Here is a 15,645-nt window from a genome sequence, read left to right on the forward strand (position 1 = left end):
AAAACAGCTTTCAAGGAAAAACTGGTGAGCGTTCTTACCCATTAAGCAGATTCTTCCTCGGTCTTCAATGCCTTCTTGATTCTAAACGTCATTGAGGATAGCAAGATTTTGAAAATTATTACCCATAGATATTTACGACAATTGAGAGGTGGATCATGTCAGGCAGTTTGAATAAAGCAATTATCATCGGTCGATTGGGGACCACCCCGGAATTGAAGTACACGGCCCAAGGTACGCCGGTAACCAGTTTCAACATGGCCACGGACGAATCCTATACGGACAAGACCGGGAACAAGGTCGAGCAGACTGAATGGCATCGCATCGTTGTCTGGCAGCGCCAGGCCGAGAATGTGTGCAAGTTTCTACAAAAAGGATCGCTGGCCTTGGTCGAAGGCAGGCTTCAGACCAGGAAATGGCAGGATCAGCAGGGCCAGGATCGGTACACCACCGAGATTGTTGCCCAGAACGTCACGTTCATGGACTCCAAGCAGGATTCGGAGCGACTGCGTGAGGGGCAAGGTGGTGATGACCAGCAGGTTTATCCGAAGCAGCGTCAGCAAGGAAGTGAAATGCCACCGGACGATGGCCCTCCGTTTTAACTTATCATGGCCTTCCGCTTCTTCCGCCGCTTCCGTGTTGCCCCCGGCATCACGCTGAACCTGAGCAAGTCCGGCCCTTCGCTGTCCTTTAGACGCGTGGGGCGAAAATGACCATCAGGGGACGAGGTGATGTAGGGGTTCAGAGCATAAACCGAACAAGAAAGGAAAACATGGATTATAAAAAAGGTGATCGTATCAAGCACCCGAAAATGGCTGATTGGGGAATTGGTCTCGTTTTTGAGGATAGCAGCGCTGAAATTGTTCGTGCGTTCTTTGTGGGGGCGGGCGAGAAAAAACTTTCACTTCACCATGTTAAACCGCTAATTGTTACTGGCGATGAAGCTAAGCATCCACTACTGGACAAAATGGAAGTCGCCGCTGAAAAACCAAACAGCAAACCAGGGAAGCACAAGTATCAAAGCCTTTCAGAGTCGATCACATTTTTCCAAAAGAAGTACCCAGATGGTTTCTATGGAAAAGCTTTTCTTGAGTCCGAGAGAGAGTACAAGGTCAAGGCACACACCTTAGCCAACGAAATGCTCAATAAAGATACTTTTGATCAACTTATAGATTCCGGACAATATGATGTTGCCACGAGTCACGTTAAAAAGATCGCAGACAAAACAAACCTAATATTTCCGAACGAAAAGATGAGTCTTAAAGATGGACTTATCACGGCGGATAATCAAAAAAAATTTACTGTTACTCTCCGAGACCTGCTTTACGGTGATCAGGATTTAAAAAAAAGGTTTGAATCATTTGTAACTGTTCTTGAGGAAATTAATGCTTCAAAATGGACCATAGCCTCATATTATCTTTTTATATTCTTTCCAGAAAAATACATGTTCATCAAGCCCACTGTTACACAGAATACTGCGGAAATATGTGGATATGACATCCACTATAAATCTCAACTGAATTGGTTGACATACAAAACTGTTCTCGATTTTTCGAATTATCTCTTTCAAGAAATTTCAGTCCTGAAACCTAGAGACATGATAGACGTTCAGTCATTTATGTGGTGCATATCTCCTGAGATGAGAAAGTAAAGCAAGGGAAACGGACACAAACGATAAGGGCTCAATTTATTTGGAGGTAGCACATGGCTGGCACGCTGAACAAAGTCATCCTGACCGGCAGGTTGGGAGTCACCCCTGAACTCAAGTACACGGCTCAGGGTGCTCCCGTTACCTCTTTTTCTCTTGCCACGGACGAATCCTATACCGACAAGACCAGTAACAAGGTCGAGCAAACGGAATGGCACCGCATCGTTGTCTGGCAATCCCAGGCTGAAATGTCTGCAAGTTTCTGCAGGAAGGATCACAGGCCCGGGTCGGAGGCAGGCTTTAGACCAGGAAATGACAGGATCAGCAGGGACAGTGCCGATATATCACCGAGATCGTGACCCAGCAGGTGACATTTCTGAATTCCAGGCAGGATTCGGAAAGGTCCCCCAAGCTTTTTTGTGATGGACAGTTACTGCATCCAGTCAAGAATTGTGATAATATTGTCATCATTTATTAAAAGTTGGTGAGCCATGGAAATTTTACTTATAGTTTGTATTATCGCTATTCCATTGATTATTATCAAATACAAACGGTCTATGCAAAATAATGATCCAGAATATGTTGAAAATAATAAAAATTTTATTGTCAAGGATGATTATATTATAAAAGAAATAATTGAAGATAATATAATTCAAAAAGATCAAGAAGAGATTCAAATTCAAGTATGTGAATTTAATATAGTAGATGAAAATGGAGATGTTGTCATGGAATGCAAAGAACTTGATTCAATGCACGACAAATCCACAATCGATATTAAAAATGAAGCTGTTCTTGGTAAAATTAAACAACTAGGAAGGGATGTTCTTGCCAGAGGTTTCACTACACCTGGAAAAACAATTGAAGTCGTATTTGATCCTTCAGTTCAAAAAGGATTAGGTTCCGGAATATATGAACTTGTTCCTGCGAACTCTGGTGGTTATAGAGGGATGGCTCGTGCAGTTGATTCCAAAAAATTTGTTGGTCATGGGCGCATTGTCCAAGCTGGCAAATTAAAGCAAATTGGTGTCGGTGTATTTCACATAGCTAGTATTGCAGTTGCCCAAGCCCATCTCGCGGAAATTAACAAAAATCTTGAAACAATTAAAATGAGTGTTGCAGATATAACGAATTATTTAGAAGATAAGGATACTGGAGATTTGAAAGGAACCATTGATTATCTTGAATATTTGGTTAACTTCATACGTAGAATGGATTCTCCGGATGCTATACCGGAATCAAAGCTTACAACATTGGAAATCACAAGAAAAGAAATGATGTCTTGGATGAACAAAATACATGAAGAAGCGAATCGATTGTTAAGCGAAGTTAATGCCCAGAAAAATGAAGATACACTTGGGACAGGTAATACATATAATAAAATTAAAGATTATTCTTTAAAAACAGAAAGGATCGCCAAGAAGCATTTCTTGTTAATGCGAATAGGCAGTCTTTTTTATTTTATTAACGCATACATCGATCCTTTATGTGTTCACGACAAAGATCTAGATAAAATGTTGAACCACCAACTATCAACCGTTGGAATTCTATCTCTTGTTCATAAAATTAATGAAAATTCTGAGAAACTTTTAAAATCAGCTTACTTCAATAAAAAAACAACTCTAGAAAGAAGAAGACAAGATTTATTTGGTCGAACACAAAGTATTAAAAGCTTAACCGAAAATGGAAATGAATATTTTATTCAAACATCAAAATTTGTCCAAAACAGATCCAGTGGCTTTACAGATAATCAAGGTAGAGTACATATGGCAATTAAGTTCGATGACATGGGAAATCCTGAGGATTTAAAATTTATTTCTCAGTAGCATGAAACCTCCAACAATACCCTACAAACTCTCCTTCACCGCTGCCCCGCTCCTCCTTCAAGAGTCCGTGAAGCTAGCTGAACTGTTTCTGGAATTCAAAGAATGGGAAGTAGTTCGAGACCATGTGCTTTCCAAGAACCTCTTACAGGCCCGGACGCAGAGTTCCTTGAAGCGAATCTGTCAGGAGATTATCCCTCGGTTAGAAAACCTTAACCAGGAAGAACTTGAGCTTCTGGTTCAGGGCAGTTCCCAGGAGCAAGCCCAACTGCTTTGGGTTGCGGTGTGTCGGCGATACCGATTCATTGCTGAATTCGCGGTTGAGGTGCTTCGGGAGCGATATCTTACGTTGAAGGGCGACGTGCAGTTGGTGGACTATGATTCGTTCTTTAATCAGAAATCCGAATGGCATCCAGAGCTTGAGAACCTGTCTGCATCCACACGGAATAAATTACGACAGGTGTTATTTCGGATCATGCGCGAAGCAGATTTGCTGACAAAGAACAACACCATCAACGCGGTCATGCTTTCCCCACGGGTCATGGACATCCTGATCCAGGACAATCCTCGTGACCTTACCTTCTTCCCCATGCCGGACAACGTTTAAAGGGCAGGAGCCATGCACTACCACATCGACAAAAGACCCATCCAGGAACGGTTTCAGCACCTTCTCTCCGTCATCTCCGGACAACGTTTTCTGCAGAAAAAAGGTCTGGGCAACGAGGTTCCATTTTTCATCTGCCCGTTCAAGCCCGAAGAGGCCATGGAGATGGCCAGGGTGACGCGCCAACTGGTGAGCAATCTGGAGAACAAAGGGGTACGGGTGCTGGAGATTAATCTGTATGATCTGTCCATAGCTATGCTGAAAGATCGGGAAATCTGGGATCAGGTCATGGAGATGGAAGAGACGATTACCAAGGATGAACTCAAGGAATTGCTGCAAAGCGTCCTTGACCCGGAGATGCACCTTGTGCCGGCCATTGCCGCCAGACTTGCGGCTCATGAATTTGATGTGCTTTTCCTGACTGGAGTTGGTGAGGTTTTCCCGTATATCCGTTCCCACAATGTATTGAACAACCTGCAAAGTACGGCCAAGGAAAAACCCACGGTCATGTTCTTCCCGGGTGCCTATACCCACTCCCTGGAGTCCGGAGCATCTCTGGACCTGTTCGGACGCCTGCACGACGACAAGTATTATCGTGCTTTCAACATTTTCCACTGTGAAGCGTAATCGAGGAAATCATCATGAATCTGCGGTCCCTTTTCCAGAAACCCGTTGATCGGCCTATTGAGGGTGTAATCAAGGCGGATGACGAGGAGAGCTTGCGGTTGGAAGTTGAGGAGTATGTACTGACCAACGAGGTGGAAAAGCGCCTGGAACGGTTTCTGGACGCCTACAACAACTATCAGGGCGCAAACGGAGTCTGGGTTTCCGGGTTCTTTGGGTCGGGCAAGTCGCACTTGTTGAAGATGCTGGCCCTGTTATTAGAGAATCGGATTATCGACGGCATGGCCATCCTGGATCTGTTTCTGCCTAAATGCGACACCAATGAAATCCTGCGGGCTGATTTGAAGCGGGCCGTGGGCATCCCTTCAAAAAGCATCTTGTTCAATATCGACCAGAAAGCCGACGTGATCAGCAAGACCCAGATTGACGCCCTGCTGGCGGTGTTCGTGAAGGTGTTTGACGAGATGTGCGGCTATTACGGCAAGCATGGGCATATCGCGCAATTTGAGCGGGATCTGGACAGCCGGGATCTGTACGCCAAATTCAAGGCCGCCTACGAGGCCCAGGCCGGACGCTCCTGGTTCAAGGGCCGGGAGCAGGCCATTCTGGAAACCAAAAACATTGCCAAGGCCTACAGCGCGGTCACGGGCAGCGACGAGACCTCATCCCTGGGCATCCTGGAAAAGTATCGTGCGCAGTACAAGGTTTCCATTGAGGATTTCGCGGAGAACGTGAAAATCTACCTGGACAAACAAGGTCCGGATTTTCGGTTGAACTTCTTCGTGGATGAGGTTGGCCAGTTCATCGCAGGTAACGTCAAGCTGATGACCAATCTGCAAACCATTGCCGAGAGCCTGGCCACCAAATGCCGGGGGCGATCCTGGGTCATCGTTACGGCCCAGGAGGAATTGAACAGCATTGTCGGCGAAATGAGCGTCAAGCAGGGCAACGATTTTTCCAAGATCATGGCCCGGTTTCCCCAGCCGATGAAATTGACCAGCCAGGACGTGGCCGAGGTGATCCAGCGGCGGTTGCTGACCAAGAACGAACCTGGAGTTCAGGCCCTGACCACCGTGTATCATGACCAGTCCAACAACTTCAAAACCTTCTTCGCTTTTGTCGATGGATCGGCCACCTACCGCAACTACCGGGACCGGGACCACTTCATCCACAGCTACCCGTTCATCCCCTACCAATTCGCCTTGTTCCAGTCCGCGATCCAGAATCTTTCGCAACACAGCGCCTTCGAAGGCCGGCATAGTTCCGTGGGCGAGCGGTCCATGCTCGGGGTCTTCCAACAAGTGGCCATTCAGATCGGCGATCACCAGATCGGCCAACTGGCCACCTTTGACCTGATGTTTGAAGGTATTCGCACGGCCCTGAAATCCACCATCCAGAAAGCGGTTCTCCAGGCCGAGAATCAAATGGATAACACATTTGCCGTGCGCCTGCTGAAAACCCTGTTCCTGGTCAAGTACGTCAAGGAGTTCAAACCGACCATCCGCAACCTGTGCGTGCTCATGCTGGACAGCTTTGACCAGGATTTGCCCCGGCTGCGCAAGCAGGTGGAAGAGGCGTTGAACATCCTGGAGCAGCAGACCTACATCCAGCGCAACGGCGATTTTTACGAGTACCTGACCGACGAGGAAAAGGACGTCGAACAGGAAATCAAGAATACGGAAGTGGAAGCCGCGGATGTCGCCGGGGAACTGGAAAAGATCATATTCGACCAGGTCCTGAAGACCAAAAAAATCCGGTTCACAGACAACGGGCAGGACTATCCCTTTTCCCGCAAACTGGATGACAAACTCTTTGGCAAGGACCACGAACTGGCCATCAACGTGATCACCCCTTTTCACGAGCATGCGGAAAACGAGGCCAATCTGCGCATGCAGAGCATGATCAAGGACGAGCTGCTGGTGATCATGCCCTCGGATGACCGGTTGATGCGGGATGTGCTGATGTACAAACGCACGGAAAAATACATTCGGCAGAACATCTCCATCACCCAACAAGACGCCGTGAAGCGCATTTTGACGGACAAGAGCTTTCGGAACCGGGAGCGGCTGGCGGACATTCAGCACGCTATCCAGACCCTGCTGGGCAAGGCCCGCATGCTGGTGGGCGGGAAAGACCTGGAGATCGGATCGGAAGATGCCCAACCACGCATTTTCAGAGGATTTCACGCTCTGATGACCCATGTCTATCCCAACCTGCGCATGCTCAAGGGCATCACCTACACGGAAAACGATATCGCGAAGTGCCTGAAGCCGGAACGAGGCGGGCTTATTGAAGCGAACGTGCTGAGTCTGTCAGAAGCGGAGCAGGAAGTGTTGGCCTTTATACAGGTCAACAGCAAAAATGGCATCCGAACCTCCGTGAAATCCGTGCTGGAGAAGTTTGAGCGCAAATCCTATGGTTGGTACTATGCGGCCATTCTCTGCGTCCTGGCCAAGCTTTGCGCCAGGGGCAAGATCGAAGTCCGCACGGACAGCAACTCCCTGGAAGGGGATGACCTGGAACGCGCCCTGCGCAACACCCATGGGCATACCAATTTGGTCCTCGAGCCCCAGGTTGAGTTTCCCCAGGGCCAAATTCGCGCGCTCAAAAAGTTTTATGAGGATTTCTTTGATGTTCCGCCACAAGCCAGCGAAGCCAGGTCATTGGCCAAGGAAACCGGAGAAGCGTTCAAGGAAATGAGTCAGCAACTCACCACCCTGACCACCCTCTCCAGTCAGTACCCGTTCCTCACCATACTCCCGCCAGTGGTGGATCAATTGAAAGGGATGGTCGGCAAGCCCTATGCCTGGTACTTGGCTGACTTTCCGCAACACCACGATGACCTGCTGGACCTCAAAGAATCGATCATCGACCCGGTGCGCAAGTTCATGGGCGGGCCGCAGAAGGATATCTACAATTCCGCCAGAGCATTCATCAAGGACCACGGCTCAAATTTCTCGTACATCCAAAGCGATGAATGTGCCCGGATCACCGAACTTTTGGGCCATTCGGAATGCTTCAAGGGCAACCGAATGCAGCAGACCAAGAGCTTGCTGGATGCGCTGCAAACAAGGGTCACGGCCCTGGTGCAAGAGGAAATCGACACAGCCCGGGAAACTATTGCCACCCTTCAAGACAAACTGCGCGGTGTGACGGAATTCTCGGCCCTGTCTCCGGAGCAACAGGCCCAGTTGACAAAGCCCTTTGATGACTTCCTGGCGACCCTACGGGAGCAACAACTCATCGCCGTGGTTCGCGAATCCCTGAGAAATTTCGAAAACAGCACCTATCCGACGCTTCTGGCCAAGATGGACGAGATGATCCAAAGTGAGCCTGCCGGTGGGTACACATCAGGAGACAATCAGACGACGAAGTCCTCGGTACATGTCCCTTTGGCGGCCTTTAATTCCATCAAAGTACCTTTTGACAAGGCATGGCTGGTCGATAAAACCGACGTGGAACGCTACCTGGAAGCCATGCGCAAGGCGCTCTTGGCGGAAATATCCAGCGGCAAAAGAATTCAGATATAGGAATCATCATGGAAACCGCCAAGCTCAAAAAATTCGCCCAATATGCCCGTCGCAGCCTGATTGACCAGGTATCCGCCAAGCTCAAGCTTGTGCTGACTGAAGGAAGTCCTGCCCGACGGGAAAATGAATCCGCCGTGCGTCATCTGGAAAAAGAAATTGCCCGGACCAGCAAGGATCAGGTCATTGAGCGGGTTGCCTATACCTGGTTCAACCGGTTTTGCGCGCTGCGGTTCATGGACCTGAACCGCTACACCGGCATCGGCGTGGTTTCCCCAGCCAATAGCCAGACTCAGCCGGAGATTCTGGCCGAGGCCAAGATGGGGCATATTGACAAGAGCATGATCCAGGAGAAAACCCGGCAGCGGATCTTCGCCCTCCTGGGCGGCAACGTTCCCAGCCGCGATCCCCAAGGTGAAGCCTACCGGCTCCTGCTGGTGTCGGCCTGCAACTCCTTGAGCCGCGCCATGCCCTTCTTGTTCCAGCGCATAGCCGACTACACCGAACTGCTGCTCCCGGACGATCTGCTCTCGGACAACTCCATCCTGGTCCATACCCGTGAAGCCATGACCCTGGAACACTGCCAGGACGTTGAAGTCATCGGCTGGCTCTACCAGTTCTACATCTCCGAGAAAAAGGACGAGGTCTTTGAAGGGCTGAAAAAGAACAAGAAGATCAACCCGGAAAACATCCCCGCCGCCACCCAGCTTTTCACCCCGCACTGGATCGTACGCTACCTGGTGGAAAACTCCCTGGGCCGCCTCTGGATGCTCAACCGGCCCAACTCCAGGCTCATCGAGCGCATGGACTACTACATCAAGCCCGAGCAAACCGAGACCGACTTCCTGCGCATCAACAGCCCCGAAGAAATCCGACTCTGCGACCCAGCCTGCGGTTCCGGCCACATGCTGGTCTACGCCTTTGACCTCCTCCACGCCATCTATGAGGAAGAAGGCTACGAACCCAAGGACATCCCGGCCAAGATCCTCAAGCACAACCTCTACGGCATCGAGATCGACGAACGCGCCGGAGAACTGGCCGCCTTCGCCCTGACCATGAAAGCCCGCCAATACGACAAGCGCTTCCTGAGCCGTGCAGTCATTAGCGGCAAATCCATCCTCCCGAACATCTGCGTTCTGGAAAACGTCCAGTTCCACGGCGATGAACTCAAAAAATACATGGACTTCGTGGGCCGTGACCTGTTCAACCCCAAGCTGATCACCACCCTTCATCAGTTCGAAGAAGCCGATAACTTCGGCTCTCTGATACGACCGGAGGCAACGGATTTGCAAGGGGCGCTCGGCAAGTTGATGACCAAGGATGTATCCAGGGACGCATTTCTCCATCTGACTCATGAAAAAGTGCTGCGAGCCTTGCGACAGGCGGATTATCTGAGCCCAAAGTACCATGTAGTGGTGGCGAATCCTCCGTATATGGGAAGCGGAAGTATGAACAGGTCATTGTCCATTTTTGTTCAAGAATGCTATTCAGAAACCAAATCAGACGTTATGGCTTGTTTTATGGATAGTGGACTGTGGCTGATACGGATAAATGGATATTTAGGGATGATTAATCAACAAAGCTGGATGTTTCTTGACTATTTTAAGCTTATTCGAGCCAGAATAATGAAAGAATATCAAATTCAGTCATTATTACATCTGGGTCCACGAACATTTCCTGAGATCACTGGAGAAGTTGTTCAAAGTGTTGCATTCATTTTTAAAAATGCAAAACCCAAATATCCTGGGATTTATTTTCGTCTCACAAAGTACAGTGATACACAAAAAAAGGAACTAGCGTTTCTATCTGATAATAATCGATTTGTTACATGGCAAGATAGATATGAAAAAATTCCGGACAGTCCTATCGGCTATTGGTTTTCTGAAAATTTAATACGGTTGTTCGATAAATTTCCACCATTATCAAACTACGCAGATGTAAGAGCAGGTCTTCAGACAGGTAATAATGAAAAATTTATTCGTCAGTGGAGCGAAGTATCAGCATTAAAGCATTCTGAAGCACTAATTGATGACAAAAAATATCGAGAAAAAAAATACTGCAAATGGTACCCATACAACAAAGGAGGTTCTTTTAGAAAGTGGTTTGGAAATAGAGAACTTGTTGTTGATTGGAATAATGACGGTGAGAACATCAAGAAAGATAAGCTTCACAGACTAGAAAAAGGTCTAATTTTAAGTAGTAACTCAAAGCCCAAAAATACTCAATATTACTTTCGCAAAGGAGTAACATGGTCAACAACAGGTGGACGGTTCGCATCTTTTAGATTGATGCATGATAATGAATTGTTTGACATAAAAGGATCTAGTCTTTTTCCAAAAAATAATGATTTAATCGAAATAATATTAGGCTACTTAAATTCTTGCGTAGCACGGAAATTAATAGGCGTACTAACTCCAACTCTTGATTACAATCCAGGATATATTGCTAAAATCCCAATCGATATTAAATCTGAAAATGCAAATCAAATTGTCAATATTGTGAGCTATTTAATAAATATCGAAAAAATAGATTGGAATTTTTACGAAACATCCTGGAGCTTCATCACATTTCCTCTCCTATTAAACGACTATAAACAATTATCTATTGATGCCACATATACTAATATTCGTGCCCAATGGGAAGAAATGACCTTGGCAATGCAACGCCTCGAAGAAGAGAACAACCGCATCTTCATCGAAGCCTACGGTCTGCAAGACGAACTGACTCCCGAAGTGCCGCTCAAAGAGATCACCCTGACCTGCAATCCACACTACCGCTACGGTGGCAATAAGACCGTGGAAGAGCTTGAGGCGTTATTGTTGTTCGATACCATGAAGGAGTTTATCTCTTATTCCGTGGGGTGCATGTTTGGCCGCTATTCCTTGGACAAGCCGGGGCTGATCCTGGCCAATCAGGGGGAGGGGATTTTAGATTTTCGAAGGAAGATTTTGGATTTGGAGGAAGACGAGCCTAGCTTGGACGACCAATCTAAAATCAAAGATCTCCAATCAAAAATCTCCTTCATGCCCGACGTGGACAACGTCATCCCCATTCTGGACGGCGACTGGTTTCCGGATGACGTGACCGAGCGGTTCCGCAAGTTCCTCCGGGTTACCTTTGGGGAGGAGCATTACGAGGAAAACCTTGAGTTCATCGAAAAGGCCATTGGCAAGGACATCCGCAAGTATTTTCTCAAGGACTTCTATGCCGACCACGTCCGCCGCTACAAGAAACGCCCCATCTACTGGCTGTTCACCAGCCCCAAGGGCAGCTTCAACGCTCTGATCTACATGCACCGCTACCGCCCGGATACGGTCAGCGTGGTGCTCAACGACTATCTGCGCGAATTCCGCACCAAGCTCCAATCCCACCTGGAACACCTGAAACGGGTCGAGGCCAGCGTCGATGCGTCCAAGGCCGAAAAGACCAAGGCGATCAAGGAAATCGAGGCCCTGAAAAAGACCCTTGACGAACTGGACGCCTACGAACGCGACACCCTCTATCCCCTGGCCACCCAGCAAATCCAGATCGACCTGGACGATGGGGTGAAGGTGAATTACCTGAAGTTCGGGGCAGCGTTAAAGAAGATTCCGGGGTTGGATGCAAAGGAGGATTGATCAGGGGAGATTTTTGAAACTGCACCCATCACAAATCAAAATTTACTATCAGGAGAGGTAGTATGGATATTTATGACAGGATTGAATGGAATCCATTGGTATGCAATGGAAAGCCGGTGATTAAAGGTACAAGAATTCCTTTAAGTATTCTTCTGGAGCAAATCGCTGAAAATGTATCATGGGATCAGATACTTTATGATTACCCGGAACTGAAAAAGGAAGATATTCAAGCCTGCTTGCTTTTTGCGAGTTCAAGCATTGATCATTCTGAAATTAGAGAAATACATGTCTGAAGTATTTAGGCTTTACCTTGATCAGATGATTCAGCGATTTGTTCGAGATGAACTTGTAAGGATTGGCCATGATGTTCTTCGAGCATCTGATTGCGGACAGTCTCGCTGTGATGATAGATTGATATTGGAAAAAGCAAAATCCGAAAAGAGAGTCCTTGTTACCCTTGACGATCACTTTGGCGACTGGGCTGTTCTGCCGCTATTTCGTCATTCTGGTGTTTTAAGAATCAAGACAAAGCCGACAACTTCAGAGAATATATTGAACATCCTCAGTCCATTTTTATCTCGAAACGCTCCGAAAACAGTAGTTGACCACTTGATTATTCTCGCTTTTAACAAGGAAAAATGGATATTCACTGGAGGTCAGCGTAAACATGAAGATTCGTCAACATCTGCCAACTCAAAATAATCAGCAATCCCAAATCAAGACTCAAGGTAATTCATGAACGACCGCATTACCCAGGCTCTGTCCAAACTCTTCGACCGGCACCGCATCGTGTTCTGGTACGATGCCAAGCAGGAACTGCGGGCCGACTATGAAGCCCTGGACCTGCCCGGTGTTGCAAAGACCGAGCTTGCCAACAATGAATACGCGGTAAAATACCGGATTTTACGCGAGGAACCTGACCAAAAATTCCTGATCTTCCGCGACGGCCCCCAGCCTGATGATTTGGACAATTGGCTTCTCGACGTCCAGTTGGCCCATGGGGAATTTCGCACCGACCAGGTTGCTCTGTGGCTCTCGGAACTGGAACTAGGTTTGGAGTTTGCCGATCTGGCCCAGGAACATGCCGAGTTTTTTCAGGCCGCCAAACGCAGGGACGCACTGAAAAGCCAGCTCAAATCCGATGACACTCCGGGCCTGATCCGCCTGAAAATCCTGGCCGTGTGTGCCGGCAGCGAAGCTCGATTGGATTCCGTGATGGAATACCTGTTGGCGGAATTGACTGAAGGGCGCGACGAGAAGATCAAGCTGATCGACCGATGCGGACTGAGCGGTTTTCTGTGGCAGCAGATGTCCCGCAGCTATGGGTACGGTTCAGATGAACCAGGCGTTCGGGATTTTGCCGTCGAGCTTTTCAAGTCCTGTTATGCCATGGGCACGGACGGAGAAGTGAGGCTGACTGGTGATGCCCTGGTTTTTCTCAAGCGATGGAAAGACAGCCGCCAATTCGAATCCAGCTTCGAAACCTTGTCCGAGGAATGCGCCGAAGTTCTCGGCATGGAAAAGGATCTGGCCCAGAGGGATTTTCGGGAACTGATCGAACTGGATTATTTTGAATTGATCGACCGGAAGGTGATCAGCGACCTGGTCCATGCCGTTGCCGCAAGGACGGTTTCCAGCGGCGATGTGACCTTATGGGTGCGACAGCGACGCCCCGGTCACTGGTATATGAAATACCGAGATCTCTACAAGGCAGTAGATTATGCCTCCCAGTTCCTACACGCCCTGAGCGAGGCCCAGTTGAACATGGAGAACATGGCCGACGGAATCCAACGCTACACAAGATTCTGGTACAAGCTGGATCAATTGTACCGTAAATTCACGTATCATGTCCGTTCATCCGGACAGGCATCGCTGTTGAGCGACCTGGCTGATCAGATCGAAAATCTCTATGCCAACAACTTCCTGCTCAAAGTGAACGATGCCTGGCAAGTATTCGTTGACCAGGCCACGAAATGGGATATTCCGTCTTTCCCTCTGCAAAAGCGGTTTTTCGATTTGTTGGTCACCCCCTACCTGCAAAAGGATATCAAGGTTTGCGTGATCATCTCCGACGCCCTACGCTATGAAATCGGCGAAGAACTGGTTGGCATGGTCCGGCAGGAAGATCGCTATATGGCCGAAATCAAGCCCATGGTTGCCATGCTGCCAAGCTACACCCAGTTGGGCATGGCCGCCTTGTTGCCCCACAAGGAACTGCGCATCGCGGACAATGAAACGGGGACCATATTCGTGGACGGACAGAGTTCACAAGGCCTGTCCAATCGGATCAAAATCCTGCAACAGGGCCTGCGCCAGCGAGCGACCGCCCTGAAGGCCGACGATTTCATGTCCCTCAAGGGAGATGATGCCCGGAGCCTGATCCGGGATCATGACGTAATCTATCTCTACCACAACCGGATCGACCGGATCGGCGACAAGCTGGAATCAGAAGAGCATGTATTCGCCGCAGTGCAGGAATCGTTGCTGGAACTGATCCGACTGATCAAAAAACTGGCAGGCGCGAATACGAGCAATATTCTGATCACGGCGGACCATGGATTCATTTACCAGAATAGGGCTATTGAGGAGAGCGATTTTTCCGGTGTGGATGCTGAAGGCGAGCAGATTCTTTACCGGGATCGCCGATTTGTGATCGGCAATGGACTCAAGGAGTCTTCCAGCCTGAAGACTTTTTCGTCTGAACAGCTTGGCCTTGCCGGTGACGTTCAAATCCAGGTGCCTAAATCCATCAACAGGCTACGGCTGAAAGGCTCCGGCAGTCGATTCGTTCATGGCGGGGCTGCGTTACAGGAAATGATCATCCCGGTTTTGAAAATCAACAAGAAGCGGCAGAGCGATGTTTCCACCGTGGACGTGGAAATTCTCCGCGGATCAAGCACGGTGATCACCTCCGGGCAATTGTCCGTTGGCTTTTATCAGTCCCAACCCGTGACCGATAAGATGCATCCCAGAAAACTGCGCACCGGAATCTACACCGAGGCTGGCGAACTGATTTCCGATGTCCATGAACTGACCTTTGACCTGACCTCGGACAACCCCAGGGAACGGGAATTCCAGGTCCGTTTCGTCCTCTCCCGAAAGGCCGACGACGCCAACAATCAGGAGGTCATCCTGAAGCTGGAGGAAAAACACGCCGGAACGTCCCACTATAAAGAATACAAGTCCCTGCGGTACATGATGCGCCGATCGTTTACGAGCGATTTTGATTTTTAAGGCCATGGTCCTCGACGGAGTTCACACTGATGCTATTGCTCAATGAAATTATTGAAAAAATTGGTCAGAGAGAGTATGAATTCTCTAAACATGCCGTTGACCAGAGTATTGTTCGGAGCATCAGTGTTCGAGAATTGGAAGAAGCATTCCTGAATAACCCCCAGGTGGTTGAGGATTATCCTCAGGACAAGTACGGACCAAGTTGTCTGGTACTCGGCTTTACCCACTCCGGACGTCCGCTCCATGTCCAGCTCAGCTATCCGCTTAGGCCGTTGCTCAAGATTATCACCCTATATGAGCCGAATCCAGCTGTTTGGATAGACCATCGAATCCGGCGATCAAAATAGCCAAGGAGAAAACCATGCAGGAAACCATGATCCATACCAAAGTCACCTATACCCTTGAGCACGAAGGAAAGTTCATGATTGTCGAGGACGTGCCTGCTCGGGTTTGCATGGAAACAGGCGAACAGTTTTTTGCACCGGAAACGGTGGAGCATCTCCACGAACTGATCAAGGGAGACCGAAAGCCGACCAAGGTCATCGAAACCCCGGTCTACGCCTATGCATGATTA

The 15,645-nt window shown here is 48.5% G+C and carries 14 protein-coding genes; all 14 read left to right on the forward strand.

The annotated features are described in order from the left end of the window. Positions 1-155 precede the first annotated feature (155 nt). The 14 genes from ACYQ15_RS21610 (at position 156) to ACYQ15_RS21675 (ending at position 15,642) form a co-directional block, all read left to right on the forward strand. Positions 156-599 (forward strand): single-stranded DNA-binding protein, encoded by a 444-nt coding sequence (locus tag ACYQ15_RS21610; protein WP_459939642.1) that lies wholly within the window; start codon positions 156-158, stop codon positions 597-599. 6 nt (positions 600-605) lie between these two features. Then, positions 606-710 carry a DUF4236 domain-containing protein gene (locus ACYQ15_RS21615; RefSeq protein ID WP_459939643.1) on the forward strand — a complete coding sequence of 35 codons (105 nt, stop codon included), beginning with the start codon at positions 606-608 and terminating at the stop codon, positions 708-710. A gap of 59 nt (positions 711-769) precedes the next feature. Next, a complete protein-coding gene (locus ACYQ15_RS21620; RefSeq protein WP_459939644.1) occupies positions 770-1,648 on the forward strand; it encodes a hypothetical protein in 879 nt (292 codons plus the stop codon). Positions 1,649-1,701: 53 nt separating this feature from the next. Continuing rightward, complete coding sequence (locus tag ACYQ15_RS21625; RefSeq protein WP_459939645.1) at positions 1,702-2,004, forward strand: single-stranded DNA-binding protein; 303 nt, start codon at positions 1,702-1,704, stop codon at positions 2,002-2,004. A gap of 132 nt (positions 2,005-2,136) precedes the next feature. Beyond that, a complete protein-coding gene (locus ACYQ15_RS21630) occupies positions 2,137-3,468 on the forward strand; it encodes a hypothetical protein (RefSeq protein ID WP_459939646.1) in 1,332 nt (443 codons plus the stop codon). Between the two features lies 1 nt (position 3,469). Then, the gene (locus ACYQ15_RS21635; RefSeq protein ID WP_459939647.1) at positions 3,470-4,072 is read left to right on the forward strand and encodes a DUF1819 family protein; all 603 of its coding nucleotides are present in this window, start codon (positions 3,470-3,472) and stop codon (positions 4,070-4,072) included. Positions 4,073-4,084: 12 nt separating this feature from the next. Then, complete coding sequence (locus ACYQ15_RS21640) at positions 4,085-4,696, forward strand: DUF1788 domain-containing protein (RefSeq protein ID WP_459939648.1); 612 nt, start codon at positions 4,085-4,087, stop codon at positions 4,694-4,696. A 14-nt stretch (positions 4,697-4,710) separates the two neighbouring features. Next, on the forward strand, positions 4,711-8,223 hold the full coding sequence (gene brxC / locus ACYQ15_RS21645; protein WP_459939649.1) for a BREX system P-loop protein BrxC: 3,513 nt from the start codon (positions 4,711-4,713) through the stop codon (positions 8,221-8,223). Between the two features lie 8 nt (positions 8,224-8,231). Continuing rightward, positions 8,232-11,837 carry a BREX-1 system adenine-specific DNA-methyltransferase PglX gene (pglX, locus tag ACYQ15_RS21650; protein ID WP_459939650.1) on the forward strand — a complete coding sequence of 1,202 codons (3,606 nt, stop codon included), beginning with the start codon at positions 8,232-8,234 and terminating at the stop codon, positions 11,835-11,837. 62 nt (positions 11,838-11,899) lie between these two features. Further along, positions 11,900-12,130 (forward strand): DUF433 domain-containing protein, encoded by a 231-nt coding sequence (locus ACYQ15_RS21655; RefSeq protein WP_459939651.1) that lies wholly within the window; start codon positions 11,900-11,902, stop codon positions 12,128-12,130. Then, the gene (locus ACYQ15_RS21660; RefSeq protein ID WP_459939652.1) at positions 12,123-12,539 is read left to right on the forward strand and encodes a DUF5615 family PIN-like protein; all 417 of its coding nucleotides are present in this window, start codon (positions 12,123-12,125) and stop codon (positions 12,537-12,539) included. The genes ACYQ15_RS21655 and ACYQ15_RS21660 overlap by 8 nt, the downstream gene beginning before the upstream one ends. A 33-nt stretch (positions 12,540-12,572) precedes the next feature. Beyond that, positions 12,573-15,071: a BREX-1 system phosphatase PglZ type A gene (pglZ, locus tag ACYQ15_RS21665; protein ID WP_459939653.1), complete on the forward strand. Its 2,499-nt coding sequence runs from the start codon at positions 12,573-12,575 to the stop codon at positions 15,069-15,071. Positions 15,072-15,100: 29 nt separating this feature from the next. Further along, positions 15,101-15,418 (forward strand): DUF4258 domain-containing protein, encoded by a 318-nt coding sequence (locus ACYQ15_RS21670; protein WP_459939654.1) that lies wholly within the window; start codon positions 15,101-15,103, stop codon positions 15,416-15,418. Between the two features lie 14 nt (positions 15,419-15,432). Continuing rightward, complete coding sequence (locus ACYQ15_RS21675; RefSeq protein WP_459939655.1) at positions 15,433-15,642, forward strand: YgiT-type zinc finger protein; 210 nt, start codon at positions 15,433-15,435, stop codon at positions 15,640-15,642. Positions 15,643-15,645 lie beyond the last annotated feature (3 nt).

The sequence above is a fragment of the Desulfonatronum parangueonense genome (assembly GCF_054656975.1).

Coding starts and splice junctions, on each gene's coding strand:
- ACYQ15_RS21610 (WP_459939642.1), top strand. CDS start 156: ATGTCAGGCAGTTTGAATAAAGCAATTATCATCGGTCGATTGGGGACC.
- ACYQ15_RS21615 (WP_459939643.1), top strand. CDS start 606: ATGGCCTTCCGCTTCTTCCGCCGCTTCCGTGTTGCCCCCGGCATCACG.
- ACYQ15_RS21620 (WP_459939644.1), top strand. CDS start 770: ATGGATTATAAAAAAGGTGATCGTATCAAGCACCCGAAAATGGCTGAT.
- ACYQ15_RS21625 (WP_459939645.1), top strand. CDS start 1,702: ATGGCTGGCACGCTGAACAAAGTCATCCTGACCGGCAGGTTGGGAGTC.
- ACYQ15_RS21630 (WP_459939646.1), top strand. CDS start 2,137: ATGGAAATTTTACTTATAGTTTGTATTATCGCTATTCCATTGATTATT.
- ACYQ15_RS21635 (WP_459939647.1), top strand. CDS start 3,470: ATGAAACCTCCAACAATACCCTACAAACTCTCCTTCACCGCTGCCCCG.
- ACYQ15_RS21640 (WP_459939648.1), top strand. CDS start 4,085: ATGCACTACCACATCGACAAAAGACCCATCCAGGAACGGTTTCAGCAC.
- brxC (WP_459939649.1), top strand. CDS start 4,711: ATGAATCTGCGGTCCCTTTTCCAGAAACCCGTTGATCGGCCTATTGAG.
- pglX (WP_459939650.1), top strand. CDS start 8,232: ATGGAAACCGCCAAGCTCAAAAAATTCGCCCAATATGCCCGTCGCAGC.
- ACYQ15_RS21655 (WP_459939651.1), top strand. CDS start 11,900: ATGGATATTTATGACAGGATTGAATGGAATCCATTGGTATGCAATGGA.
- ACYQ15_RS21660 (WP_459939652.1), top strand. CDS start 12,123: ATGTCTGAAGTATTTAGGCTTTACCTTGATCAGATGATTCAGCGATTT.
- pglZ (WP_459939653.1), top strand. CDS start 12,573: ATGAACGACCGCATTACCCAGGCTCTGTCCAAACTCTTCGACCGGCAC.
- ACYQ15_RS21670 (WP_459939654.1), top strand. CDS start 15,101: ATGCTATTGCTCAATGAAATTATTGAAAAAATTGGTCAGAGAGAGTAT.
- ACYQ15_RS21675 (WP_459939655.1), top strand. CDS start 15,433: ATGCAGGAAACCATGATCCATACCAAAGTCACCTATACCCTTGAGCAC.